The organism is Polaromonas sp., assembly GCF_030689685.1.
In the GTDB taxonomy this organism is placed as follows: Bacteria; Pseudomonadota; Gammaproteobacteria; order Burkholderiales; family Burkholderiaceae_C; genus Polaromonas.
In genome coordinates this window covers 39932-63535 of the sequence record NZ_JAUYEY010000074.1, presented here as the reverse complement: position 1 = coordinate 63535, position 23604 = coordinate 39932, and the positions used below count along the sequence as shown (strand labels likewise).

17 protein-coding genes and 1 pseudogene are annotated in these 23604 nt (G+C 62.6%); all 18 read left to right on the top strand.

Translation table 11 applies throughout. The annotated features are described in order from the left end of the window. Positions 1 to 436 precede the first annotated feature (436 nt). The 18 genes and pseudogenes from Q8O29_RS16695 (at position 437) to Q8O29_RS16610 (ending at position 23564) form a co-directional block, all read left to right on the top strand. Entirely contained in the window at positions 437 to 2386 is a 1950-nt protein-coding gene (locus Q8O29_RS16695; protein ID WP_305564807.1) for a type IV pili methyl-accepting chemotaxis transducer N-terminal domain-containing protein, read from the top strand. Next, positions 2383 to 3060 carry a response regulator gene (locus Q8O29_RS16690; RefSeq protein WP_305564806.1) on the top strand — a complete coding sequence of 226 codons (678 nt, stop codon included), beginning with the start codon at positions 2383 to 2385 and terminating at the stop codon, positions 3058 to 3060. The genes Q8O29_RS16695 and Q8O29_RS16690 overlap by 4 nt, the downstream gene beginning before the upstream one ends. Positions 3061 to 3221: 161 nt before the next feature. After that, a complete protein-coding gene (locus Q8O29_RS16685) occupies positions 3222 to 4490 on the top strand; it encodes a nitrate/nitrite transporter (RefSeq protein ID WP_305564805.1) in 1269 nt (422 codons plus the stop codon). A 228-nt stretch (positions 4491 to 4718) separates the two neighbouring features. Continuing rightward, positions 4719 to 6332 carry an antiporter gene (locus Q8O29_RS16680; protein WP_305564813.1) on the top strand — a complete coding sequence of 538 codons (1614 nt, stop codon included), beginning with the start codon at positions 4719 to 4721 and terminating at the stop codon, positions 6330 to 6332. An 85-nt stretch (positions 6333 to 6417) separates the two neighbouring features. Then, positions 6418 to 10323, top strand: coding sequence for a nitrate reductase subunit alpha (locus Q8O29_RS16675; RefSeq protein WP_305564804.1), 3906 nt, complete (start codon positions 6418 to 6420; stop codon positions 10321 to 10323). Then, positions 10320 to 11852 (top strand): nitrate reductase subunit beta, encoded by a 1533-nt coding sequence (gene narH, locus Q8O29_RS16670; RefSeq protein ID WP_305564802.1) that lies wholly within the window; start codon positions 10320 to 10322, stop codon positions 11850 to 11852. The genes Q8O29_RS16675 and narH overlap by 4 nt, the downstream gene beginning before the upstream one ends. A gap of 3 nt (positions 11853 to 11855) precedes the next feature. Then, positions 11856 to 12560, top strand: a complete 705-nt coding sequence (gene narJ / locus Q8O29_RS16665; RefSeq protein WP_305564800.1) for a nitrate reductase molybdenum cofactor assembly chaperone — start codon at positions 11856 to 11858, stop codon at positions 12558 to 12560. Next, positions 12557 to 13288 (top strand): respiratory nitrate reductase subunit gamma, encoded by a 732-nt coding sequence (narI, locus tag Q8O29_RS16660; protein WP_305564799.1) that lies wholly within the window; start codon positions 12557 to 12559, stop codon positions 13286 to 13288. The genes narJ and narI overlap by 4 nt, the downstream gene beginning before the upstream one ends. A 17-nt stretch (positions 13289 to 13305) precedes the next feature. Then, positions 13306 to 14166, top strand: coding sequence for a peptidylprolyl isomerase (locus tag Q8O29_RS16655; protein ID WP_305564798.1), 861 nt, complete (start codon positions 13306 to 13308; stop codon positions 14164 to 14166). A gap of 88 nt (positions 14167 to 14254) precedes the next feature. Beyond that, entirely contained in the window at positions 14255 to 15205 is a 951-nt protein-coding gene (locus tag Q8O29_RS16650) for a sodium-dependent bicarbonate transport family permease (RefSeq protein WP_305564796.1), read from the top strand. Then, positions 15202 to 15504: a P-II family nitrogen regulator gene (locus Q8O29_RS16645; RefSeq protein ID WP_305564794.1), complete on the top strand. Its 303-nt coding sequence runs from the start codon at positions 15202 to 15204 to the stop codon at positions 15502 to 15504. The genes Q8O29_RS16650 and Q8O29_RS16645 overlap by 4 nt, the downstream gene beginning before the upstream one ends. A 48-nt stretch (positions 15505 to 15552) precedes the next feature. Then, positions 15553 to 15744, top strand: a pseudogene (locus tag Q8O29_RS16640) (carbonic anhydrase); the annotation flags it as partial. Further along, the gene (locus Q8O29_RS16635; protein WP_305564792.1) at positions 15722 to 16990 is read left to right on the top strand and encodes a nitronate monooxygenase family protein; all 1269 of its coding nucleotides are present in this window, start codon (positions 15722 to 15724) and stop codon (positions 16988 to 16990) included. The pseudogene Q8O29_RS16640 and the gene Q8O29_RS16635, both read left to right, overlap by 23 nt. Then, positions 16987 to 20553, top strand: coding sequence for an LAGLIDADG family homing endonuclease (locus Q8O29_RS16630; RefSeq protein WP_305564790.1), 3567 nt, complete (start codon positions 16987 to 16989; stop codon positions 20551 to 20553). The genes Q8O29_RS16635 and Q8O29_RS16630 overlap by 4 nt, the downstream gene beginning before the upstream one ends. Further along, positions 20550 to 21872, top strand: coding sequence for an NnrS family protein (locus Q8O29_RS16625; RefSeq protein WP_305564788.1), 1323 nt, complete (start codon positions 20550 to 20552; stop codon positions 21870 to 21872). Before Q8O29_RS16630 ends, Q8O29_RS16625 begins: the two co-directional genes overlap by 4 nt. Before the next feature lie 10 nt (positions 21873 to 21882). After that, positions 21883 to 22563 (top strand): nitroreductase, encoded by a 681-nt coding sequence (locus Q8O29_RS16620; protein WP_305564786.1) that lies wholly within the window; start codon positions 21883 to 21885, stop codon positions 22561 to 22563. Between the two features lie 13 nt (positions 22564 to 22576). After that, a complete protein-coding gene (locus Q8O29_RS16615; protein ID WP_305564784.1) occupies positions 22577 to 22981 on the top strand; it encodes a ribonucleotide reductase subunit alpha in 405 nt (134 codons plus the stop codon). 1 nt (position 22982) lies between these two features. Continuing rightward, positions 22983 to 23564 carry a hemerythrin domain-containing protein gene (locus Q8O29_RS16610; protein ID WP_371134261.1) on the top strand — a complete coding sequence of 194 codons (582 nt, stop codon included), beginning with the start codon at positions 22983 to 22985 and terminating at the stop codon, positions 23562 to 23564. Positions 23565 to 23604: the final 40 nt, after the last annotated feature.

The following is a 23604-nucleotide window of genomic DNA, read 5'->3' as shown; positions in this document are numbered from 1 at the left end:
GAACGTCGGCTGCAAAGCGGCCGCGACGGTCCATTTTTCACCGGCTTTTTGCCCCATAGCTACGGCTATGGCGCTGCAAACCCGGCAAAAACTGTCCTCGCCGGGGCCACTTTTCGCTTCGACGCCTTCTGCCGCCCAGACTCCTAGTTCTTCCCGAGCGCATGCAGACCCTGGATTTATAGTCAAAAACGGCCTCAGCCCTTATGGATAGCGCGCCAAAAGCTATCAAAAACAGAGCGTTTTTAGATTGATTATCTTGCTGCGACGCCAGAATGCACCGCTACCAGCGGCCAAACGCATGGATGTCGCGTGCGCCCACGCCGCTGGTGTCGAGCTGCAGACCCCGCAGCTAACAGGCAAGCTCAAACCGTGATCCAGCGACAGCGTCTTGCGCGCGCGCATGGCGCGAGGGCATGATCGGCGTTACGCTAGCGGCATGCAGCACACCGCCTCGCTCGCCAAAAAGCTGGTCCGCATTGGCGCCAGCCTGCTGGTTGTTGCGCTGACCTCCATTGGGCTGACTCTGTGGGTGACCTGGCAGTTGGAGGGCGGCGCGGCGGCTGTGAATGAGGCCGGGCGCATGCGCATGCAGACCTGGCGGCTCGTCAGTGCGGTGCAGGCAGGGCTGGAGCGGTCCGAACGGCAGGCCCTGCTGGTCCGTTTTGATGACAGCCTGGCGCTGCTGCGCCAGGGCGACTCGGCCCGCCCCCTGTTCATGCCATGGGACGACGATGTGCGTGAGCGGTTTTCCGAGGTGGAATCCCTGTGGCGCGAGCAGCGGCCGCTCTGGCTGGCAGAGCCGGCGCCGACGTCGCCAGTGTTGCTCAAGGCAGGGGGTGACTTCGTCGATGCCAGTGACCGTCTGGTGCTGATGATCGAGCAGCATCTGTCCCGGCTGACGGCCATCCTGAACCTGGCCCAGCTTCTGATGCTGGCCTTCGCAGTCGCCGGTGCGGTGGTTATGCTGTATACGGGTTACATCTATGTGATCAATCCGCTGGCGCAGCTGCGACAGGGCCTGCGCAAGCTGGAGTCGGGAGATTTCAGCACGCGGGTTGAGGTCGATACGGCCGATGAGTTTGGCCAAGTGGCAGCCGGCTTCAACCACATGGCCGCGACCTTGCAGTCGCTTTACGGTGAACTGGAGGCCAAGGTCGAGGCCAAGACGCAGCGCATCGAAGCGCAACGCGCGCGACTCGAGGCGCTGTACAAGGTCAGCGCCTTCCTGGCACAGGCAGGCAGTATTGACGAGCTGGCACGCGGCTTTGCACAACGCGTCCGTCGCGTGATGAAGGCCGACGCGGCGGTCGTCCGCTGGTCGGACGACGCCAACCAGCGCTACCTGATCCTCGCGTCCGACTGTTTTCCGCAGGACCTTGTCGAAGAAGAACGCAGCCTGCTGGCGGGGGCGTGCGCCTGCGGCAACCTGCGCCCGGACGCGCGCACCCGTGTGATTCCCATCCTCAGCCACGACGAAGCGCCCGTTCGCCACTGCGCCAAGGTCGGCTATGAGAGCGTGGTCAGTGTGCCCATCCGGCTGCAGCAGCGCTTGCTCGGCGAGTTCAGCCTGTTTTTTCGCCAGCCCATTCTGCTTGGCGCCGATGAAATCGAGTTGCTCGACGCGCTGGCCAGCCATCTCGCCAGTTCGCTCGAAGGCCTGCGTGCCAACGCGCTGGATCGGGAGGCAGCGGTGGCGCAGGAGCGTGCCCTGCTGGCGCGCAACCTGCATGACTCGATTGCGCAGTCGCTGGCCTTTCTCAAAATCCAGGTGCAACTGCTGCGCAGCGCGGTCAACAAGGGCCATGCCGCGCAGACGGAAAGTGCACTCGACGAGCTCGACACCGGCCTGCGCGAGAGCATTGGTGATGTGCGTGAGCTGCTGGTGCATTTCCGTACGCGGACCAACACCGACGACATTGCGCAGGCCTTGCAGGAGACGCTGCAAAAATTCCAGAACCAGACCGGCCTGCCCGCCCAGTTGCAGGTGCACGGCCAGGGGCTGCCATTGCCTTCTGATGTGCAGGTGCAGGTGCTGCACATCATCCAGGAGGCCCTGTCCAATGTGCGCAAGCACGCAGGCGCGACGGAAGTAGGGGTCGAGGTGGCCAAAGGCACGCGCTGGCGCTTTGCAGTGCGTGACAATGGTGCCGGTTTTGATACCCGCAAACACCCGGGCGAGTCGCACGTCGGGCTGAACATCATGCGTGAACGTGCCGCACGCATTGGCGCGGCGGTGGACGTGAGCTCCCGGGCAGGGCAAGGCACCACGGTGACCCTGACCCTGCCGGAACACCCCGAAGCGCTGGCCGGTGCGCTTGCGCGGGCCTTGCCGTATGCCCCGCAGGCAATCGAATCCGGGGCGGCTGACTTGAAGCCGGCACGATGACGCCGGTTGCACTGCTGGTGGTCGATGACCACAAGCTTTTTCGCCGTGGCATGGTGGCGTTGCTATCGCAGGACGCACGCTTCAAGCTGGTGGGTGAAGCCGGCGACATGGGTGAGGCGCTGCGCTGTGCCGCGCAGGTTTTTCCTGACCTCATCCTGCTGGACAATCACCTGCCGGGCGTGCTTGGCGTCGATGGCATCGCTGCACTGAAGGAGGCGGCTCCGGGCACCCGCATCCTGATGCTGACGGTCAGCGAAAATGAAGACGATCTGGCTGCGGCGCTGCAGGCCGGTGCCGACGGCTACCTGTTGAAAACGGTGGAGCTGGACAGCTTGTGCGAATCGATCATCAAGGTGCTGGGCGGCGAGTCGGTGGTCAGCCCCGAAATGATGACCAAGCTGGTCGCCGCCTTCCGCGCCAAACCGCCGGTCGCCGTGGGCGAGGCACCGGCGCCTGGCCCGCAGGACCTGCCGGGTCTGGCGCTGCTGTCTGCGCGTGAACGGGAAGTGCTCGCGCTGATTGCAGTGGGCGACAGCAACAAACTGATTGCGCGCAAGCTCAACATCGCTGAAACCACCGTGAAGATCCATGTTCAGCATATTCTGCGCAAGCTGCAACTGAACTCCCGGGTGCAGGCTGCCGTCTATGCGACCGGCCAGCCACCGCCGCATTGACAAACATCAAGTCAAGGTCAGTTTGACGTCCGGCTAGTTCTTCAGGAGGAGGGTGCGGCGCAGTACCCGGCTGGTTTCTACCTCTTCCCGACGTTCCAAAGGAGGATGTTCAAGCGATCGGTAAAAGCCGACAGTCATGCCATGTGTCTGGAGAAACATGCATGGCCTCTGAACTGGAAAACCCAAGAAAAGCGTGGTCGGTGCTGATTGTCAGCACACTGGCCTTCACCGTCTGCTTCATGGTCTGGATGATGTTCGGCGTCATCGGCATCCCGATCAAGAAGATGCTCAACCTCAATGCGACCGAGTTTGGCCTGCTCGCGGCCACACCGGTGCTCACCGGGTCGCTGATCCGTGTGCCGCTCGGCATCTGGACCGACCGTTATGGCGGGCGCATCGTCATGGCCATCCTCATGGCCACCACCATCCCCGCGATCTGGCTCATGGCTTACGCCACCGCCTACTGGCACTTTCTGGTCATTGGCCTGTTTGTCGGCCTGGCTGGCGGATCGTTTTCTGTCGGCACACCTTATGTGGCACGCTGGTTTCCGAAAAACCGGCAAGGCATGGCCATGGGTGTGTACGGCGCCGGCAACTCCGGTGCTGCCGTCAACAAGTTTGTGGCACCCGTGCTGCTGGTGGCCTTTGGCTGGGCCATGGTGCCGCAGGTGTACGCCGTCATCATGCTGGCGGCACTGGTGCTGTTCTGGCTGTTCAGCCACAGCGACCCGTCGCACCTGGTGCCGAGCCACGTCAAGTTCAGTGACCAACTCAAGCTGCTCAAGGATCCGAAGGTCATCAAGTACTGCCAGTACTACAGCATTGTGTTCGGTGGGTATGTGGCCTTGTCGCTGTGGATGGTGCAGTACTACGTTGGCGAGTTCGGTCTGGACATCCGCGTGGCCGCGCTGCTGGCAGCCTGCTTCTCCCTGCCGGGCGGCATTCTGCGCGCCTTCGGTGGTGTGTTGTCCGACAAGTATGGCGCGCACAGTGTCACCTGGTGGGTGATGTGGGTGAGCTGGGTCTGCCTGTTCCTGCTGTCGTATCCGCAGACCGACTTCACCATCCTCACGGTCAACGGCCCGGCGACCTTCCACATCGGCCTGAACGTTTACACCTTCACGGCGCTGATGTTTCTGCTGGGCATTGCCTGGGCTTTCGGCAAGGCCAGCGTTTTCAAATACATCAGTGACGACTATGGCGCCAACATCGGCGCGGTCAGCGGCATTGTGGGGCTGGCTGGTGGCCTGGGCGGCTTTGTATTGCCCATCATTTTTGGTGCCTTGATGGACCTGACCGGCATCCGCTCCAGCGCCTTCATGTTCATGTACGGCGTGGTCTGGGTCTCGCTGATCTGGATGTACTGGACCGAAGTGCGTCGTACCGAAGTCATGGGCAGCAATGCAACTCCGTTCAGCCTGAAGAACTGACACGACCTACCTATTGAGCGTTTCAAAACTCATGACATTCAGAACGCTCAATCCCTCACCCCAACCCTCTCCCAGAGGGCGAAGGTGAAAACGGTCCAATTCACTGCCCGTGTATTTGGAAAAAATCAATAATGATGAGGATTAATCATGACCACAACAGTCAAAGCCGGTGTAGCCAGTGCCGCCTTGCGTCCAGAAGGTTCCCCGCACGGGGGTCGCAACGAGGTCATGTCGGGCGCCGACATTGCCGACTGGCGCCCAGAAGACGATGAGTTCTGGAGGCACACCGGCAAACGCATTGCCAACCGCAACCTGTGGATATCAATTCCCAACCTGCTGGTGGCTTTCGCTGTCTGGCTGATGTGGGGCATCATTACCGTGCAGATGCTGAACCTGGGCTTTCCGTTCAAGCCCGCCGAACTGTTCACGCTCACCGCCATTGCCGGCCTGATGGGTGCCACCTTGCGCATCCCGGCATCGTTCTTTATCCGGCTTTCGGGCGGGCGCAACACAGTCTTCCTGACCACCCTGCTGCTCATCGTTCCCGCAGTCTGGACAGGCATCGCGCTGCAGGACAAGACCACGCCATTGTGGGTGTTCCAGATCTGCGCCTTCCTCTCAGGCATTGGCGGCGGCAATTTTTCCGCCTCGATGAGCAATATCAACACCTTCTTTCCCAAGAAGCAGCAGGGTCTTGCGCTTGGCCTGAACGCGGGCCTGGGCAACTTCGGTGTCACCACCATGCAGATCGTGATTCCGCTGGTGATGACCATCGGCATTTTTGGCGCGGTCGGTGGTGGCTCGATGGTGCTGATGAAAGATTCAGGCTGGATCTTCGGCAAGATTCTTGCCGGCACACCGACCTATGTGCAGAACGCCGGTTTCATCTGGGCGGCGATTCTTGTGCCTCTGGTGATCGCCGCCTGGTTCGGCATGAACAACCTGCTGCCGATTTCGCCCAATTACGGCGGCACCCTGCGTGCGTTCGGCAAGATCGTCTATCTGTACGGCCTGGCATTCGTGGTCGGCGGCGTGGGCCTTTACCTGTACCTTCCGGCTCCTTCCGGCTTGGGGCTGCTCAACATGTGGGTAGCGCTCCCGCTGATCGTCATTGCCACCCTGGGGGTTATGAAGCTGGCAGCTTTTGGCGAGATGAAAGGCAATTTGACCAAGCAGTTCGATATTTTCAAGAACAAGCACACCTGGTCAATGACGATTCTCTACATTGTTACCTTTGGTTCATTTATCGGCTTCTCGATGGCGCTGCCGCTGTCGATCACGGTGATCTTCGGCTTTCAGCATGTGCCTGACATCGCCGGCGTGATGACACACACGATCAAGAACCCGAACGCACCGTCGGCCCTGACCTATGCCTGGATTGGGCCCTTCGTTGGCGCACTGATCCGCCCGTTTGGCGGCTGGCTGTCCGACAAGGTCGGCGGCTCCATCGTCACTCAGGTGATTTCCAGCGTCATGGTGGCGGCGTCCGCTGCACTTGGCTACGTGATGCTGCTCGCCTACAAGTCGGCCGAACCAGAGCAGTACTTCCTGGTCTTCATGGTGCTGTTTGTTGTGCTGTTTGCAGCCAGCGGCATCGGCAATGGCTCCACCTTCCGCACCATTGGCGTGATCTTTGATCGGGTTCAGGCTGGACCTGTACTGGGCTGGACGGCAGCGGTTGGCGCCTACGGCTCGTTTATCGCCCCGGTGGTCATTGGCGCCCAAATTAAAGCCGGTACGCCGGAGATGGCGATGTATGGCTTCGCCGTGTTTTATGCGTTGTGCCTGATTCTCAACTGGTGGTTCTATCTGCGCGCCGGCTCAGAAATCAAAAACCCCTGACCTGAAACCTTGCGGGACAAACCGTAGCTGCGCGTAGCGAGCCAGCTCAGTCCTGAACATTTTTAGAAACACTCGAAGGTATCTCATGAGCCATTTTCTTGACCGACTGACCTATTTTTCTCAACCCACAGAGCCGTTTTCCGGAGAGCACGGCGTCACCACCGGCGAAGACCGGACCTGGGAAGACGCTTATCGCAATCGCTGGGCCCACGACAAGGTGGTGCGCAGTACCCATGGCGTGAACTGCACGGGCTCGTGCTCGTGGAAGATTTATGTCAAAGGCGGCATCGTGACCTGGGAAACCCAGCAGACCGATTACCCGCGCACGCGCTGGGACATGCCCAACCACGAACCGCGCGGTTGCGCCCGCGGCGCCAGTTACAGCTGGTACCTGTACAGCGCCAACCGCGTGAAATATCCCCTGGTGCGTGGCCGACTGCTCAAGCTCTGGCGCGAAGCGCGCCTGACGCTGGACCCGGTCGATGCCTGGGCCTCCATTGCCCAGTCCGACGCCAAGCGCAAGGACTACCAGAGCGTTCGCGGACTGGGCGGTTTTGTCCGCTCCAGCTGGGACGAAGTCAACGAGATCGTGGCGGCCTCCAACGTCTACACCATCAAGCAGTACGGTCCCGACCGCATCATTGGCTTCTCGCCAATTCCCGCGATGTCCATGGTCAGCTATGCGGCGGGCAGCCGGTACCTGAGCCTGATCGGCGGCGTGAGCATGAGCTTTTACGACTGGTACTGCGATCTTCCCCCCGCCAGCCCGCAGATTTGGGGAGAGCAAACCGACGTGCCGGAGTCGGCGGATTGGTACAACTCCAGCTTCATCATCGCCTGGGGCTCCAACGTACCGCAAACGCGCACGCCTGATGCGCACTTCTTCACCGAGGTCCGCTATAAAGGCGCCAAGACAGTGGCCATTACTCCGGATTATTCGGAAGTCGCCAAACTTTCCGACATCTGGATGAGCCCGAAACAGGGAACCGATGCTGCTGTCGCCATGGCCATGGGCCACGTCATTCTGAAAGAGTTCTACTTTCCCGATGGCGCCGAAGAACGCCGGGCCGCCCCAAGTTCTTCAGACCCCCTCGGGGGGCAGCCGCTGGCAGGCGGTCGGGAGGCTCGTACCACACGAAGCGCGTATTTCGACAATTACGTACGCCGCTACACCGACATGCCCATGCTGGTGATGCTCAAGGAACAGCAACTCCCCGGCGGCGAAACCGTCATGGTGCCGGACCGCTACCTGCGCGCCTCCGACTTCAACGGCAATCTCGGGCAGGCCAACAATCCTGACTGGAAAACAGTTGCCTTTGACGAGAGCGGAAAAGTCGTACTGCCCACCGGCGCGATTGGTTTCCGCTGGGGCCCTGACGGTCGCGCCGACGAGGGCCAGTGGAATCTTCAGGCAAAAGAGGCGCGTCATGGGCATGAGGTCAAGCTCAAGCTGTCCGTCATGGAAGGCGACAACCCGAGCACGGAAACCGCCAAGGTCGGCTTTCCTTACTTCGGCGGCATTGTCCACGAACACTTTCCCAACAATGCCACCGGCGCGGGCAGCAAGGACGTGCTGGTGCGTACGGTCCCGGTGCAACGCATCTCCCTTGGCAAGGAAGGCGACAAGCGCGAGGCATTGGTCGCCACCGTTTTCGACCTGCAGGTAGCCAACTACGGCGTGGCGCGCGGCCTGCCGGGCGAGCTGGCGGCCAAGAGCTTCGATGACGACACCCCGTACACGCCTGCCTGGCAAGAGCGCATCACCGGCACGCCACGCGCGCAGCTCATCACCGTGGCACGCCAGTTTGCCGACAACGCCGACAAAACCCACGGCAAATCCATGGTCATCATCGGCGCGGCGATGAACCACTGGTACCACGCCGATATGAACTACCGCGGCGTCATCAACATGTTGATGATGTGCGGCTGTATCGGTCAAAGCGGTGGCGGCTGGGCTCACTATGTGGGCCAGGAGAAATTGCGTCCGCAAACCGGGTGGTTGCCACTGGCCTTTGCACTCGACTGGATTCGCCCACCGCGGCAAATGAACTCGACCAGCTTCTTCTACGCCCACACTGACCAGTGGCGCTACGAAAAGCTGGGCATGGAAGAAGTCCTGTCACCGCTGGCTGACAAAAAAATGTTTGGCGGCAGCATGATCGACTACAACGTGCGTGCCGAGCGTATGGGCTGGTTGCCTTCCGCGCCCCAGCTGCAGACCAACCCGATGCAGGTGGTGCGCAACGCCAACGCCGCCGGCATGGACCCCAAGGATTACGCCGTCAACAGCCTCAAAGACGGCTCACTCAAGATGAGCTGCGAAGACCCGGATCACCCCGACAACTGGCCGCGTAACATGTTTGTATGGCGCTCCAACCTGCTGGGCTCCAGCGGCAAAGGCCACGAGTACTTTCTGAAGCACCTGCTGGGTACAGACCACGGCGTGCAGGGCAAGGACCTGGGGCCTGAGGAAGCCAGGCCTTCCGAAGTGGTGTGGCATGACCAGGCGCCCGAAGGCAAGCTCGATCTGCTCGTGACGCTGGACTTCCGCATGAGCACGACTTGTCTGTACTCGGACATCGTGCTGCCCACCGCCACCTGGTATGAGAAAAACGATCTCAACACCAGCGACATGCACCCCTTCATACACCCGCTGTCGAGCGCCGTGGACCCGGCGTGGCAGTCACGCAGCGACTGGAATATTTACAAAGGTTTCGCGAAGAAATTCAGCGAAGTATGCATCGGCCACCTGGGCGTGGAACGCGAGCTGGTGCTGGCGCCGCTGATGCATGACACCCCCGCCGAGCTGGCGCAACCCTTCGGCGTGCAAGAGTGGAAGAAAGGTGAAATCGATCTGATTCCTGGAAAAACCGCGCCCAACATGGTCGTGGTTGAGCGCGACTACCCCAACGTGTACAAGCGCTTCACCGCCCTGGGCCCCTTGATGAACAAAGTGGGCAATGGCGGCAAAGGCATCAGCTGGAACACCCAGACCGAGGTGACGCAACTGGGCCAACTCAATGGGCTCACAACGGCCGAAGGCGTGACCTGCGGCATGCCGAAGATCGAAACCGATATTGAGGCTTGCGAAGTTGTGTTGCAACTCGCGCCAGAGACCAATGGCCATGTGGCAGTCAAGGCATGGCAAGCTTTGGGAAGGCAGACCGGCCTCGACCATACCCACCTGGCAGTCCACCGCGAAGACGAAAAAATCCGCTTTCGCGACATTCAGGCGCAACCGCGCAAGATCATTTCATCACCCACTTGGAGCGGCATCGAATCCGAGACCGTCTCGTACAACGCAGGCTACACCAATGTGCACGAGATGATTCCGTGGCGTACGCTGACGGGTCGCCAGCAGTTCTACATGGACCATCCCTGGATGACTGCTTTCGGCGAAGGCTTCAGCAGTTACCGGCCACCGGTCGATTTAAAAACTACCGCCGGCATTCACGGCATCAAGCCGAATGGCAACATCGAGATTTTGCTGAACTTCATCACACCGCACCAGAAGTGGGGCATTCACTCGACCTTCAGTGACAACCTGATCATGCTGACGCTCAATCGCGGCGGGCCGGTTATCTGGCTCAGCGAAGACGATGCAAAGAGTGCCGGCATTGTGGACAACGACTGGGTTGAATTGTTCAACATCAACGGCGCCATAGCGGCCCGCGCGGTGGTGAGCCAGCGTGTCAACCCCGGCATGGTCATGATGTACCACGCGCAGGAGAAAAACATCAACACACCGGGCTCAGAAATCACCGGCATTCGCGGTGGCATCCACAACTCGGTGACGCGCATTGTGCTTAAACCCACCCACATGATCGGCGGTTACGCCCAGTTCAGCTACGGATTCAACTACTACGGGACCATAGGCACCAACCGCGACGAATTTGTCGTGGTGCGCAAGATGGACAAGGTGGACTGGCTCGACACGCCACGCGATGACGACCGTGCCCTGGCGGTGCAGCAAATGGGAGAAGCAGCATGAAGATACGCGCGCAAATCGGCATGGTGCTCAATCTCGACAAGTGCATTGGCTGCCACACCTGTTCAGTCACCTGCAAAAACGTATGGACCAACCGGCCCGGTATGGAATACGCCTGGTTCAACAATGTCGAAACCAAACCCGGCATCGGCTACCCCAAGGAGTGGGAAAACCAGGACAAATGGAACGGTGGCTGGGTGCGCAAGGCCAACGGTTCCATCGAGCCGCGCCAGGGCGGCAAGTGGAAGTTGTTGATGCGCCTTTTTTCCAACCCGAACATGCCGCAGATTGACGACTATTACGAGCCCTTCACCTTCGACTACGACCACCTGCAGTCGGCCCCCGAGATGAAGGCCACACCGACAGCGCGGCCGCGCAGCCTGATCACCGGCAAACGCATGGAGAAGATTGAGTGGGGCCCGAACTGGGAAGAGATCCTGGGCGGTGAATTTTCCAAGCGCAGCAAGGACGCCAACCTGGCCAATTTCGATCAGGTCCAGAAAGACATGGTCGGCCAGTTCGAAAACACCTTCATGATGTATTTGCCGCGCCTGTGCGAGCATTGCCTCAACCCGGCCTGTGTGGCGTCCTGTCCATCCGGTTCCATCTACAAGCGCGAGGAAGACGGCATTGTGCTGATCGACCAGGACAAATGCCGGGGCTGGCGCATGTGTGTTTCGGGTTGCCCCTACAAGAAAATTTATTACAACTGGAAAAGCGGCAAGGCGGAGAAATGCACTTTCTGCTACCCGCGTATTGAAGCCGGTCAGCCCACCGTCTGTAGTGAAACCTGTGTCGGCCGCATTCGTTACCTCGGTGTGGTGCTGTACGACGCCGACCGCATCCAGGAAGCGGCCAGCGTGGAGGATGACAAGGATCTGTACCAGGCCCAGCTTGACATCTTTCTGGACCCGAACGATCCCAAAGTCATTGAGCAGGCGCGCAGGGACGGCATCCCCGATGCCTGGCTCGAAGGCGCCCGCCGCAGCCCGGTCTACAAGATGGCGGTGGAATGGAAGGTCGCCTTGCCGTTGCACCCGGAGTACCGCACCCTGCCCATGGTCTGGTATGTGCCGCCGCTGTCGCCCATCACTTCTGCGGCCAATGCCGGTCACATTGGCATCAACGGCGAGTTGCCCGACATTGCGCAGATGCGCATTCCCGTGCAGTACCTGGCGAACCTGCTGACTGCAGGCGATACGGCACCCGTCATCCGCTCCTTGCAGCGCATGCTGGCCATGCGCTCTTACCAGCGCAGCAAACATGTAGACCAGGTGCAGAACCTGGCGGTGCTCGAGCAGGCCGGCCTCACGGTGGCGGAGGTCGAGGACATGTACCACATCATGGCGATTGCCAACTACGAAGACCGCTTTGTGATCCCCAGCAGCCACCGCGAGTATGCCGAAAACACCTTCGACATGCGGGGTGGTTGCGGCTTTACTTTCGGCAACGGTTGCTCCGACGGCGTCAGCGACGTCAGTCTGTTTGGCGGTAACAAGAAGCGCACCATTCCCATCAAGGTAGAGGTCTGAACCATGGCACTTTTCAATCCCCCCCCTGTGGCTTCAAAAACCCTGCGCGTGCTGGCCCGGCTGCTGGCCTACCCCGACGCCGAGCTGCGCGATCACCTCGCACCGCTGCGTGAGGCGTTGCACACGGAGCGCGCGCTGGCACCGCAGCGTCTGGCCGAGCTGGACGCCATGATGGCCGCGCTTGCGATGGCCGAGCCGCTGGAGACAGAGGCGACGTATGTCGAGCTGTTTGACCGTGGCCGTGCCACATCGCTGCACCTGTTTGAACATGTGCACGGCGACTCGCGTGATCGCGGCCCGGCCATGATTGACCTGGCACAAACCTACGAAAAGGCAGGCATGTACCTGGCCGAAGGCGAGATGCCAGATTTTCTGCCCGTGCTGCTGGAGTTCACCTCCACCCAGCCACCGCGCGAGGCGCGCGAGTTTTTAGCCGAGATGGCCCATATCTTCAACGCCATTTTTTCAGCGCTGCAGCAACGCGGCAGCGCTTATGCATCCGTGCTCGGTGCGCTGCTGGAGCTGGCGGGCGAAAAGGCCCACCCGGTCCAGCTTGCCGCTGAAGAGCCGATAGATACCGTCTGGGAAGAGCCGGTCGTTTTTGATGGCTGCTCTTCCAAAGGCCAGGCCAAGCCGGGCCAGCCGCAACCGATTCACATCGTGCCCCGCGCAGCTCGGGCACGCCCTTCCCAGGGAGCACAAGCATGAACACCGGACTTCACGGCTTTCTATTCGGGGTCTATCCCTACATCTGCCTGACGGTGTTTCTGCTGGGCAGCCTGATCCGCTTTGACCGCGACCAGTACACCTGGAAAAGTGACTCCTCGCAGCTGCTGCGCACCGGTCTGCTGCGCTGGGGCAGCAACCTCTTCCACGTTGGCATCCTGTTCCTGTTTTTCGGCCATCTCGTGGGCTTGCTGACACCGCATGCGGTGTACGGCATTTTCATGGACGCCGCCATGAAGCAGCGCCTGGCGATTTATGCGGGGGGCATTGCCGGCTTCATCTGTTTCATCGGTCTGTCCATGCTGATCTACCGGCGCATGTTCGATCCGCGCATCCGCTACACCAGCCATGCCGCCGACCTGGCCATACTGCTGATTCTGTGGGTGCAACTGGTGGTGGGCCTGATCACCTTGCCGTACTCCTGGGGACATGCGGACGGCAGCGTGATGCTGATCCTGTCCGACTGGGCGCAGCGCATCCTGACCCTGCGCGAGGTCGATTCTGCGGCCCTCGCGGTCCTGCCCTGGCCGTTCCTGTTTCACATTGTGTTTGGCATGACGATTTTTTTGCTGTTTCCGTTCAGCCGTCTGGTACATGTCTGGAGCGGTTTCGGCGCGGTCGCCTACCTGTTCCGTCCGCATCAGATCGTGCGCAGCCGCCGCCTCGGTGTCCCCGGCCATACGCCGGCCGGCCGCGAGAAATCCAGTTGAGCAGCCGGGAGTTTTTCATGAGTGACTTGACCTTGACACCGGCTGAGATGTCGCGTGGCTGCGGCAGCAGCGCCTGCCAATGCGCCCCTGCGCCCGCCCCCCTGGCGACTCCAATTGCCCGCATCAACGGCGTGGCGCTACATGCGCCGGGGCAGGCGCCGGACGCAGATACGCTGCGCGAGCTGGCCTACACCGAGCTGCTGCGCCAGCAAGCGGTGCGGCAAGGCCTGCTGCTGGACCACGCCCATACGACCGCACTGGAGGTGACGGAGGCCGAGCGCCTGATCATCGAGACGATGGTGGACCGGCAGGTGAGCAGCCTCACGCCCTCCGCAGAAGAAGGCCAGCGTTACTACGACGCTCACAAGCCGCAGTTTGTGGTGGGCCAGGCCCTGCATGTGCGGCACATCCTGTTTGCCGTCACGCCGGGGGTCAATGTCCAGGCGCTGGCGGTGCATGCCGAACGCGCCCTGCTGGAGCTTTCGCACAAAGGCGTGCAGGCCGACCGGTTTGCACAACTTGCCGCCGAGCTGTCGAACTGCCCCAGCAGTGCGCAGGGCGGCGACCTTGGGTGGATAGCTCCGGATGATTGCGCGCCGGAGCTGGCCAGGGAGCTTTTTCATGTGCAGCACACACAGAGCGGCACAGGCGTGCATTCGCGTCTTTTTCACACCCGCTTCGGCTTTCACATCATTGAGGTGCTTGAGCGCCGCAGTGGCACACAGCCCGCCTATGAGGAAGTGCGCGAGCGCATCGACGCCTTGCTGACCCTGCAGTCGCGCGCCAGGGCTTTGCACCAGTACATGAGTCTGCTGGTGGGGGAGGCAGACATCGAGGGCATCGCGCTGGAGGGAGCCGGTTCGCCCCTGGTTCAGTAACTGCAGTGACGGCTTCGTCAGCAACAGGGGGTCGGCCCCTGTCGGGCGCACCAGCGAGGCGTAACTTGGTCACATCGGTCAATCTATCATGAGTCTAGATCCGGTCGTCGGTTTTTTCATTCTGGGCCTGTTCGCGGGCCTGTTGCGCTCCGACCTCAAGCTCTCGGGCGGACTGTCCGACACGCTGAGCATTTACCTGCTGATCGGCATCGGACTGAAGGGGGGCATCGAACTGGCGAATGCCACCGTGGGCCAGCTCCTGCTGCCTATCGGTGTCGCGGTGTTGATGAGCGCGGGTACGCCGTTGCTGGCGTTCCCCATCCTGCGCCGGTTCGGTCGGCTTGCACGCCCAGATGCTGCGTCGATTGCGGCCCATTACGGCTCGGTGTCGGTGGTGACTTTCGCGGTCGGCGCGTCTTACCTCGCGCGCGCGGGCATTGACTACGAAGGGTATATGTCGGTCTTCCTGGTGTTCCTCGAATTTCCGGCCTTGATCATCGGCGTGCTGCTGGCCAAGGGGATCAGCCGCGAGACGCAGTGGCGCCTGCTCGCGCAGGAGGTGCTGGCCGGCAAGGCGATCGTGCTGCTGGTCGGGGCGCTGCTGATTGGATGGGTGTGGGGCGCCGAAGGCAATAGCTCGCTGACCAAGTTCTATGGCGACATGTTCAAGGGTTTCCTGTCGCTGTTCCTGCTGGGCATGGGCGTGCTGACGGCATCTCGCGTGGACGATCTGAGACGCGCCGGCCCGTTCCTGGTTGGTTTCGGCATCGTGCTGCCCGTCGTTTCGGCGGCGGGCGGCGTGCTGATTGGCTGGCTCATGGGACTGTCGCTGGGCGGCACCACCTTGCTGGCCGTGTTGTACGCGAGTGCCTCTTACATCGCCGCGCCAGCGGCGATGCGCATCGCGATCCCCGAAGCGAATCCCGCGCTGTCCCTGGGTGTCTCCCTGGGCGTCACCTTCCCTTTCAACGTCTTGGTGGGCATCCCGCTGTACCATGAGATGGTCAAGTGGACGTATCGCATTCTGGGGAATTCATGAGCGAGAACCGGACCAAGCTGGTGGTGCTGATTTGTGAGGAAGCACTGGAAAACATCGTCGTGTCGGAGTTGCTGGCGGCAGGTGCCAAGGGCTATACCGTCTGCGATGCGCGCGGGCGCGGGAACCGTGGTGTGCGCGACGCACGTTGGCTGCTGTCCTCCAACGTGCGCATCGAGATGTTGTGCAACGAACCCGTGGCGAGCCACATCCTCGACATGGTCGAAACGAAATACTCCGCCAACTACGGGTTGGTCATTTACATGGTCGATGCCAAGGTCAACCGAGGCGGAGAGTTCTGACAGACCTGCGGGGCGCGCAGGTTCTGCGGATCAAACACGGAAGGGCCTCCGATGGTCAGTCGTAAGAGGGAGGAAGGACCTCTCACTTTGCATGGCTGGCACTACGTGACTGAGGACGGCGAAATCCATGTCTTTGATGTACGACAAGGCAGCTTTGTGCCCGCCGCGATAGCCTCTACCAGCGGCACTGGCCCGTACCAACCTTATGTGGAGCACGATGGACAAATCATCAGCAACTGACCCGACCGCACAGACCAACATCAATGCGGCAGCCGCAGCCGCAGTATTGCAGGCGCTGGCCGACGATTCCGGTCTCAAACCCTGGCGGCTTGCCGGCAAAAACCTGATTCCGGTGGTGCAGGGCGGCATGGGCGTGTGTGTGTCGGCCGGCGGGCTGGCCGGCGCCGTGGCCCGGCTGGGCGGGGTCGGAACCCTGTCGTCGGTGGACTTGCGGCGCCTGCACCCGGATCTGATGGCCCGCACCGGCCATCTGGACAAAGAGCCCAATGCGCGCGCGCTGATTGACAGCGCCAACCTGGAGGCGCTGGACCGTGAAATCCGCCGCGCGCACTCCCTGGCCCAGGGCCGGGGGCTGATTGCGGTCAATGTGATGAAGGCAGTCAGCGCTTACGAAGCCTACGTGCAGCAGGCTCTGGCCAGCGGTGCCGACGCGGTGGTGGTGGGTGCCGGCCTGCCGCTGGACCTGCCCGACCTGGCGCGCGACTACCCCAAGGCCGCCCTGATCCCCATCCTGTCGGACGCGCGCGGCGTGCAATTGCTGGTGCGCAAGTGGCAAAAAAAAGGGCGCCTGCCCGATGCCATCGTGATCGAGCACCCCGGCCTGGCGGGTGGGCACCTGGGCGCCGCGAAGGTCGCAGACCTGCATGATCCGCGTTTTGACTTCGACGTGGTCATCCCGCAGGTGCTGGAGTTCTTCAGGACGGCGGGTATCGAGCGCGAGATTCCCTTGATTGCCGCCGGCGGCATCAACTGCCGCGATGACATCCTGCGCCTGCAGGCCCTGGGCGCCTCGGCCGTGCAACTGGGCACGGCGTTTGCCGTCACCCAGGAATGTGACGCCGATCCCGCTTTCAAGAAGGTGCTGGCCGAGGCGAAGCCGCAAGACATGGTGGAGTTCATCAGCGTGGCCGGCCTGCCGGCGCGCGCGGTGCGCACACCCTGGCTCGAAAAATACTTGCGCCTTGAGCCCAAACTTCAGGCGGCGGCGCATGTCAAGGGCAAATGCAACATGTCGTTTGACTGCCTTGTACATTGCGGCCTGCGCGATGGTGTGGGCAGCATGGGCCAGTTCTGCATCGACCAGCAGCTCGGCCATGCCTTTGATGGCAATACGCGTAAAGGCCTTTTCTTCCGTGGTGCTGCCCGCCTGCCATTTGGCGACCAGATCCGTTCGGTGCAAGAATTGCTCCAGTGGCTGCTGGGCGGTATCCGGCCCGCAGTGTCCATCGCAGGAGCACCGATGTGAAACGTGATTCCATCAACCGTCCCCAGGACCTGACGGACACCCAGCCCATCACCCAGGATGTGCTGCGGGAAAAATATCTCAAACCCGGTGAAACCGGCGTCGAAGACATCTACCGGCGCGTGGCCCGGGCGCTGGCTTCGGTTGAGCCGGAAGCCGGGCGGGCCGCGCATGAGGCGCTGTTTCTGGAGAACCTGCACGCCGGTGCAATTGGTGCGGGCCGCATCATGAGCGCGGCGGGCACGGCCATCCAGGCCACGCTGATCAACTGCTTTGTCCAACCGGTGGGGGACTGCATCCAGGGCGTCGATGAGGGCGGCTACCCCGGCATTTATGAAGCGCTGCGCGAAGCGGCAGAAACCATGCGGCGCGGCGGCGGCGTCGGCTACGATTTTTCCCGCATCCGCCCGCGCGGCGCCGAGGTCAAGGCGACCGCCTCCGTGGCATCGGGCCCGTGCAGCTACATCAATGTGTTTGACCATTCCTGCTCTACCGTCGAAAGCGCGGGTGCGCGGCGCGGCGCGCAGATGGGGGTGCTCAGAATCGACCATCCCGATGTGCACGAGTTCATCACCGCCAAACGCACACCCGGGCGCTGGAACAACTTCAACGTGTCGGTGGCTGTGCCCGACAGCTTCATGCATGCGCTGGCCGAGGACCAGCCCTGGGAGCTGGTGCACAAAGCCAGACCCGGTGCCGACCTGATGGCGCAGGGCGCGTTTCAGCGTGCCGACGGGGTGTGGGTGTACCAGACGGTGGCAGCGCGCGAGTTGTGGGACACCGTGATGCGTTCGGCCTATGACTTTGCCGAGCCGGGCATCCTGTTCCTGGACCACATCAACCAGGACAACAACCTGCGTTACTGCGAAGACATTGCAGCGACGAATCCTTGCGTGCCAGCCGATACCTGGGTGATGACAACCGACGGACCGGCCCAGGTGCGCGATCTTGTCGGCCGGCCCTTCACCGCAGTGGTCGATGGCAAAGCCTATGCGGTCAAGAGTGACGGCTTTTTCAGGACCGGCCAGAAGCCCGTATGGGTGCTGCGTACCCGCGAAGGCCACGCGCTGCGCCTGACCTCAGATCATCGGGTGCGGCGTGTTGCGCGCAGCACCCGCTACACCCTGCAGGCCGAGTGGGCCGAAGCGGCGCAGTTGAAGCCAGGAGACGAAGTCCTGCTGCACGATCACCGCGCGCTGGGTGGCTGGGAAGGGCTGGGTACGCAGGCCGAGGGCTACCTGCTTGGCTTGCTGATCGGTGACGGCACCCTCAAAAATGACAAGGCGGTGATTTCGGTCTGGGCGCCTGAACTCAAGGCGGTCGGCAATGGCGCGGTGGCCTATGCGCAGACAGGCGCAGCCGGGATCGTGCGGGCCGCCGAGGCTGCGGCTGCCACCTTGTCGCACCGGGCCGACTTCCGTGGCTTCCAGCGGCCTGTGTCGGGCCGGGGCGAGGCGCGCATGGCCTCTGGTGCCGTGCGGCACCTGGCGCACGACATGGGCATGCGCCCGGGGTGCAAGACCATTACCGCCACGATGGAAAGAACCTCGTCCGCTTTTGCCGAAGGGCTTTTGCGCGGCTTGTTTGACGCCGATGGCTCGGTGCAGGGTTCGCAGGAAAAAGGCGTGAGCATCCGCTTGTCGCAAAACAATCCGGAGTTGCTTCAAACTGTGCAGCGCATGTTGTTGCGCTTGGGTATTGCCTCAACCATTTACGCCAACCGGCGGCTGGCGCAGGCGCGCCCTCTGCCCGACGGGCGCGGCGGCATGAAGGTTTACGAGACAGCCGCGCAGCACGAACTGGTGATCAGCGCGGATAACCTGCGGGTTTTCGCGGAACGCATTGGTTTTGCCGATACCAGCAAGGCCGCGCGCCTGGACATGGCGCTGGGCAGTTACAGCCGCAAACTCAATCGCGAGCGCTTCACGGCGACGGTCGAATCGCTGACCCGGGCCGGCAGTGAGGATGTTTTCGACGTGACCGTGGCCGACGTTCACGCTTTCGACGCCAATGGGCTGTATGTTCACAACTGCGGCGAGCAACCCTTGCCACCCTATGGCTGCTGCGATCTTGGGCCCATCATCCTCACGCGTTTTGTGCGCAACCCATTTGGCATCAATGGTGCGCCGGCCTTTGATTTCAGGGCTTTCGCGAAGTCGGTGACCACCCAGGTGCGTGCGCTCGACAACGTGCTGGATGTGACCTTCTGGCCCTTGCCGCAGCAACAGGCCGAGGCTGCGGCCAAGCGCCGCATCGGCGTCGGTTTCACCGGCCTGGGCAATACGCTGGCCATGTTGTGCCTGCGTTACGACGAGTCAGAAGGCCGCGAGATGGCGGCACGCATTGCCGTGAGCATGCGCGATACAGCCTATGCCGCTTCGGTGGCGCTCGCGAAGGAAAAAGGCGCGTTCCCGAAGTTCGCCGCCGACGGGTATCTTGCTGCGGGCACTTTTGCCAGCCGCTTGCCGGCCGCTTTGCAGCAGGCGATCCGGGCCGACGGCATCCGCAACAGCCACCTGCTGTCGATTGCACCGACCGGCACGGTCAGCCTGGCGTTTGCCGACAACGCATCCAACGGCATCGAGCCCCCGTTCTCGTGGATGTACCGCCGCAAGAAACGCGAGTCCGACGGCAGCACCACCGACTACGCGGTGGAAGACCATGCCTGGCGCCTGTATCGCGAACTCGGCGGCGACGTGGACAAACTGCCCGGCTACTTTGTCTCCGCGCTCGAGATGTCGGCGGACAGCCACATCGGCATGATGGAAGCGGTGCAGCCCTTTGTGGACACGGCGATTTCCAAGACCGTCAATGTGCCGGTCGACTACGCCTACGAAGACTTCAAGGGTCTGTACCAGCAGGCCTGGCGCGCCAAGCTCAAGGGCCTGGCCACCTACCGGCCCAATGCGATTCTGGGCTCGGTGCTCGAGACCCACACCAGGGCCGCCGCCGTGCCGGCCGACGCAGTGCCCATGGACCCGATGCGCACGGTGATCGAAAGCCGTCCCAAGGGCGCCCTGTCGGCAGTGGCCGACAAGGTCGATTACTGGACCCAGGAAGGGCACAAGACGCTGTACATCGTGGTGTCTTTCCTGCCGGTGCCTTCAGCCAGTGGCGAGCACACGGTTGAACGTGCCATTGAATTTTTCATGCCGGTGGGACAAAGCGGCGAGTCGCAGCAGTGGATCACCTCCAGCATGCGCATGCTGTCGCTGGCCGCGCGCGGCGGTTTCCTCGAGCGTGCGCTCAGCGACATGCGCAAGGTCGCCTGGGACCGTGGCCCGGTGCGGCTGGGCACTTACGAGAAGGCCGACGGCACAGGCGTGCCGCTGTGGCACGACTCCGAAGTGGCTGCCATTGCCTATGCGGTGCAGAACATCATCGCGCGGCGCGTCCGGCAGGGCGTTGCCGGCGCGGCACCCGTGATGGAGCCCCAGGTCGACATGGCACTCGCGCCGCCGGTGATGGCGGGCAAAAAGTGCAGCGAATGTGGCGCTCACGCGGTGATCCGCAAGGACGGTTGCGACTATTGCACCCAGTGCGGCCACCTGGGCGTTTGCGGATGACGGAGCGCCCTGTCATCGCCCTGCGGGTGAAGCCGGGTAAACCCACGGCCAGTGAGCGAGCCAGGGTGGACCGCCGCTGGCGCGCCCGCCACTTGTTGCTGGCACCGCACCGGCTCGGTTTTTTCCTGGCCATGACGGTGCTGGTGGCTGCGGCCCTGTGGTGGGGGCTGGTGCAGCTTGACCGTGTCAGCACGGCGCTGGGCCTGCCCTATGCAGTATCGCCCTCGCTGGCGCATGGCGCGGTGATGACATTCGGGTTTATTCCCCTGTTTTTTTCGGGTTTCCTTTTCACCGCCGGGCCAAAATGGCTGGGCGTTCAGACGCTCGGGACACGGCGCATCCTGGCGCCCTTGCTGCTCCAGGCGCTCGGCTGGTTGCTCTGGCTGACAGGCGCTCATTTGCACGGTCTGACGGCGCTCGGTGGGTTGGTGCTGGCGTGTATCGGCCTGAGCTGGATGAGCGTTTTGTTCTGGGGGCTGATCCGCCGCAGCCGGGCGGAAGACCAGGTCCATGCGCGCACGGTGGGCGTGGCTTGCGCAGTGGGTTGCCTGAGCCTGGCAGGCCTGGGTTCCAGTCTGCTGCTGGGTGCCCCATCGGTGGCCCTGGCTTGCGTGCTGACTGGCCTGTGGGGGTTTGTGGTGGTGGTGTATGTCTCGGTGGCCCACCGCATGATTCCATTTTTTACCTCCAGTGCCATGCCACGCATCAACGCCTGGCGCCCGTTCTGGGTGTTGTGGATGATGCTGGCCGTCGCCGCAGCCGAGGTGGCGGCCGTGTGGGTCGAGCTTGGAGGCCCGCTGCAAGGCACGGCGGGCACGGTCTGGCGCCTGGCGCGCGGAGCCTTCGAGTTGGCTGCGGGCGGCGTGCTGCTCTGGCTCGCTGTGGTCTGGGGGCTGATGCACAGCCTGAAGAACCGCCTGCTGGCCATGCTGCACATCGGCTTTGTCTGGCTGGGCCTGGCCCTGGCGCTGAGTGGCGTTACGCAGTGGCTGGGCTGGATGCAGGGCACTTCCGTGCTGCCCCTGGGTTCACTGCATGCGCTGACCATGGGCTGCCTTGCATCCTTGATGCTGGCCATGGTGACCCGGGTGTCCTGCGGCCACAGCGGGCGCGCATTGGTGGCCGACGAGCTGGCCTGGTCGCTGTTCTGGCTGCTGCAGGCGGCCACCCTGTTGCGGATTGTGGCCGCCGCACAGGGTGCCTTCGCGGTCTGGCTGCTTCTGGCGGCGGCTTTGTTGTGGGCTGGTGTCATGGCAGTGTGGGGCGTGCGTCTGGGCAACTGGTACGGTCGGCTGCGTGCTGACGGTCGCCCCGGCTGAGTGCTGATCGATGGGCCTGCCTGTCTTTCCTGCCCAACGCACTGCCGCCGATGCTGCCGGGAGCGATCCAGCGACGCTGGCGGCGGCACTGATGCAGTCGCGCCAGACCATCCTGCCCAGGCGATTGCTGGCACCGGGTCCCGATGCGAAGCAGTTCGGCATGATTCTTGGCGCTGCGGCAAGCGCGCCCGACCATGGGCAGTTGCTGCCCTGGCGTTTTGTACTGGTTCCCCAGGCCGGGCGTGCCCGGCTTGCCGACGTCTTTGCCGGCGCACTGCTGGCGCGGGATGCCCAGGCCAGCCCAGCGGAAATCGCGCAGTCGCGTGAAAAAGCGCACCGCGCCCCTCTGCTGATGCTGGCGGTGGTCGATGCCGACCGGGACGACGCGCAGATCGACCTTTCCGAGCGCACCGTCTCCGCCGGATGCGCGATCCAGAACATGCTGCTCATGGCCACAGCGCTGGGTTTTGGCTCGGCACTGACCAGCGGCAAGGCCCTGAAATCTGCTGGCCTGCGTGCGCTGTTTGGCCTGACAGACAGCGAACACGCGCTTTGCTTTGTCAGCATCGGCACAGCCTGCTCGCGCAAGCCCGCGCGGCTGCGTCCGGTGCCGCAAGACTTTGTGAGCAGCCTTTGTTCCGACGGGAACGACCGGAGCGCGAACCCCTCTGATTTTTTCTATTCCCTGTGACTGGATGGACCCCATGGATATACTGAGTTTTGAAGACCTGCTGCAAGCCGCGCGGGCGCAGCCCGAGCCACAGCGCCTGCTGTTTGTATTTGCCAGCGTGGAATTGCCCGAGGACAGCACCCCGGTACAGCGTGAACGTTTTGAAGCGGGCCAGGGCGGCGCGCTGGTCCCGGTCATGTGTGTGGACAAGCCACCGGAAGAGCTGGTCTCGTTTGCGGCGCTGGTGCAGGAGTCCAGCCAGTTCGGCCACAACTGGGGCCTGGTGTTTGCTGCTGCGCTGGGGGGCTCGGCGAACCGCGCACCCACCACCGAAGATGCCGAAGAGCCGCTGCAGCGCATGGTCGAGTCCATCAAGCTGGGCCGGATCGACGCTTTCATCCCGTTTGACCCCCAGGGCCAACCAGTGCAATTCGGCTGACATGGGCACCCTGAGCCGCACTGAACGGCCTGCGACCGTGCCCGGCTTTCATGCGCCTGGGGCTGGTTTTGAAGCGCCTTTCGAGATGCTGGGCGCCTGCCACGAACGGGTCGAGCGCATGCTGGCCTTGCTGGCACGCCTGCAGCAGCACCTGCTGGCTCAAGGTCTCGACGATGCCGCCCGGCAGGCCGCGCGTGACGTGATGCGCTACTTCGACCTCGCGGCGCCCCTGCACCACCAGGATGAGGAATTGCACGTGTTCCCGCCGCTGCGGGCAGGACCGGACGCTGACCTGCGTGCCCTGGTGCAGCGCCTGCTGCAGGACCACCGCGACATGGAAGCCGCCTGGCGCCCGGCGCGCAGCGTGCTGCTGGCAATTGCCGGCAGCACGGCTGCGGGCTGGACGCCGCTGGACCCCGCGCGGACCGCTGCGCTGAACCGGTTTGCCGCACTCTACGTGCGCCACCTGGCGGACGAAGACCAGCTAGCCTACCCCGCAGCACAGTCCACGTTGACGGACGACGCCCTGCTGACCATGAGCCGGGACATGATGCAGCGCCGGGGCATGCCTGTCCAGAAGTAAGGGCCGTGCTCCCCGCCGCATGAATACGGGCAAAATAGGG

Bases quoted from the DNA above. Each gene is read 5' to 3' on its own strand.
- Q8O29_RS16695 (WP_305564807.1), top strand. From the start codon at position 437: ATGCAGCACACCGCCTCGCTCGCCAAAAAGCTGGTCCGCATTGGCGCC.
- Q8O29_RS16690 (WP_305564806.1), top strand. From the start codon at position 2,383: ATGACGCCGGTTGCACTGCTGGTGGTCGATGACCACAAGCTTTTTCGC.
- Q8O29_RS16685 (WP_305564805.1), top strand. From the start codon at position 3,222: ATGGCCTCTGAACTGGAAAACCCAAGAAAAGCGTGGTCGGTGCTGATT.
- Q8O29_RS16680 (WP_305564813.1), top strand. From the start codon at position 4,719: ATGTCGGGCGCCGACATTGCCGACTGGCGCCCAGAAGACGATGAGTTC.
- Q8O29_RS16675 (WP_305564804.1), top strand. From the start codon at position 6,418: ATGAGCCATTTTCTTGACCGACTGACCTATTTTTCTCAACCCACAGAG.
- narH (WP_305564802.1), top strand. From the start codon at position 10,320: ATGAAGATACGCGCGCAAATCGGCATGGTGCTCAATCTCGACAAGTGC.
- narJ (WP_305564800.1), top strand. From the start codon at position 11,856: ATGGCACTTTTCAATCCCCCCCCTGTGGCTTCAAAAACCCTGCGCGTG.
- narI (WP_305564799.1), top strand. From the start codon at position 12,557: ATGAACACCGGACTTCACGGCTTTCTATTCGGGGTCTATCCCTACATC.
- Q8O29_RS16655 (WP_305564798.1), top strand. From the start codon at position 13,306: ATGAGTGACTTGACCTTGACACCGGCTGAGATGTCGCGTGGCTGCGGC.
- Q8O29_RS16650 (WP_305564796.1), top strand. From the start codon at position 14,255: ATGAGTCTAGATCCGGTCGTCGGTTTTTTCATTCTGGGCCTGTTCGCG.
- Q8O29_RS16645 (WP_305564794.1), top strand. From the start codon at position 15,202: ATGAGCGAGAACCGGACCAAGCTGGTGGTGCTGATTTGTGAGGAAGCA.
- Q8O29_RS16635 (WP_305564792.1), top strand. From the start codon at position 15,722: ATGGACAAATCATCAGCAACTGACCCGACCGCACAGACCAACATCAAT.
- Q8O29_RS16625 (WP_305564788.1), top strand. From the start codon at position 20,550: ATGACGGAGCGCCCTGTCATCGCCCTGCGGGTGAAGCCGGGTAAACCC.
- Q8O29_RS16620 (WP_305564786.1), top strand. From the start codon at position 21,883: ATGGGCCTGCCTGTCTTTCCTGCCCAACGCACTGCCGCCGATGCTGCC.
- Q8O29_RS16615 (WP_305564784.1), top strand. From the start codon at position 22,577: ATGGATATACTGAGTTTTGAAGACCTGCTGCAAGCCGCGCGGGCGCAG.
- Q8O29_RS16610 (WP_371134261.1), top strand. From the start codon at position 22,983: ATGGGCACCCTGAGCCGCACTGAACGGCCTGCGACCGTGCCCGGCTTT.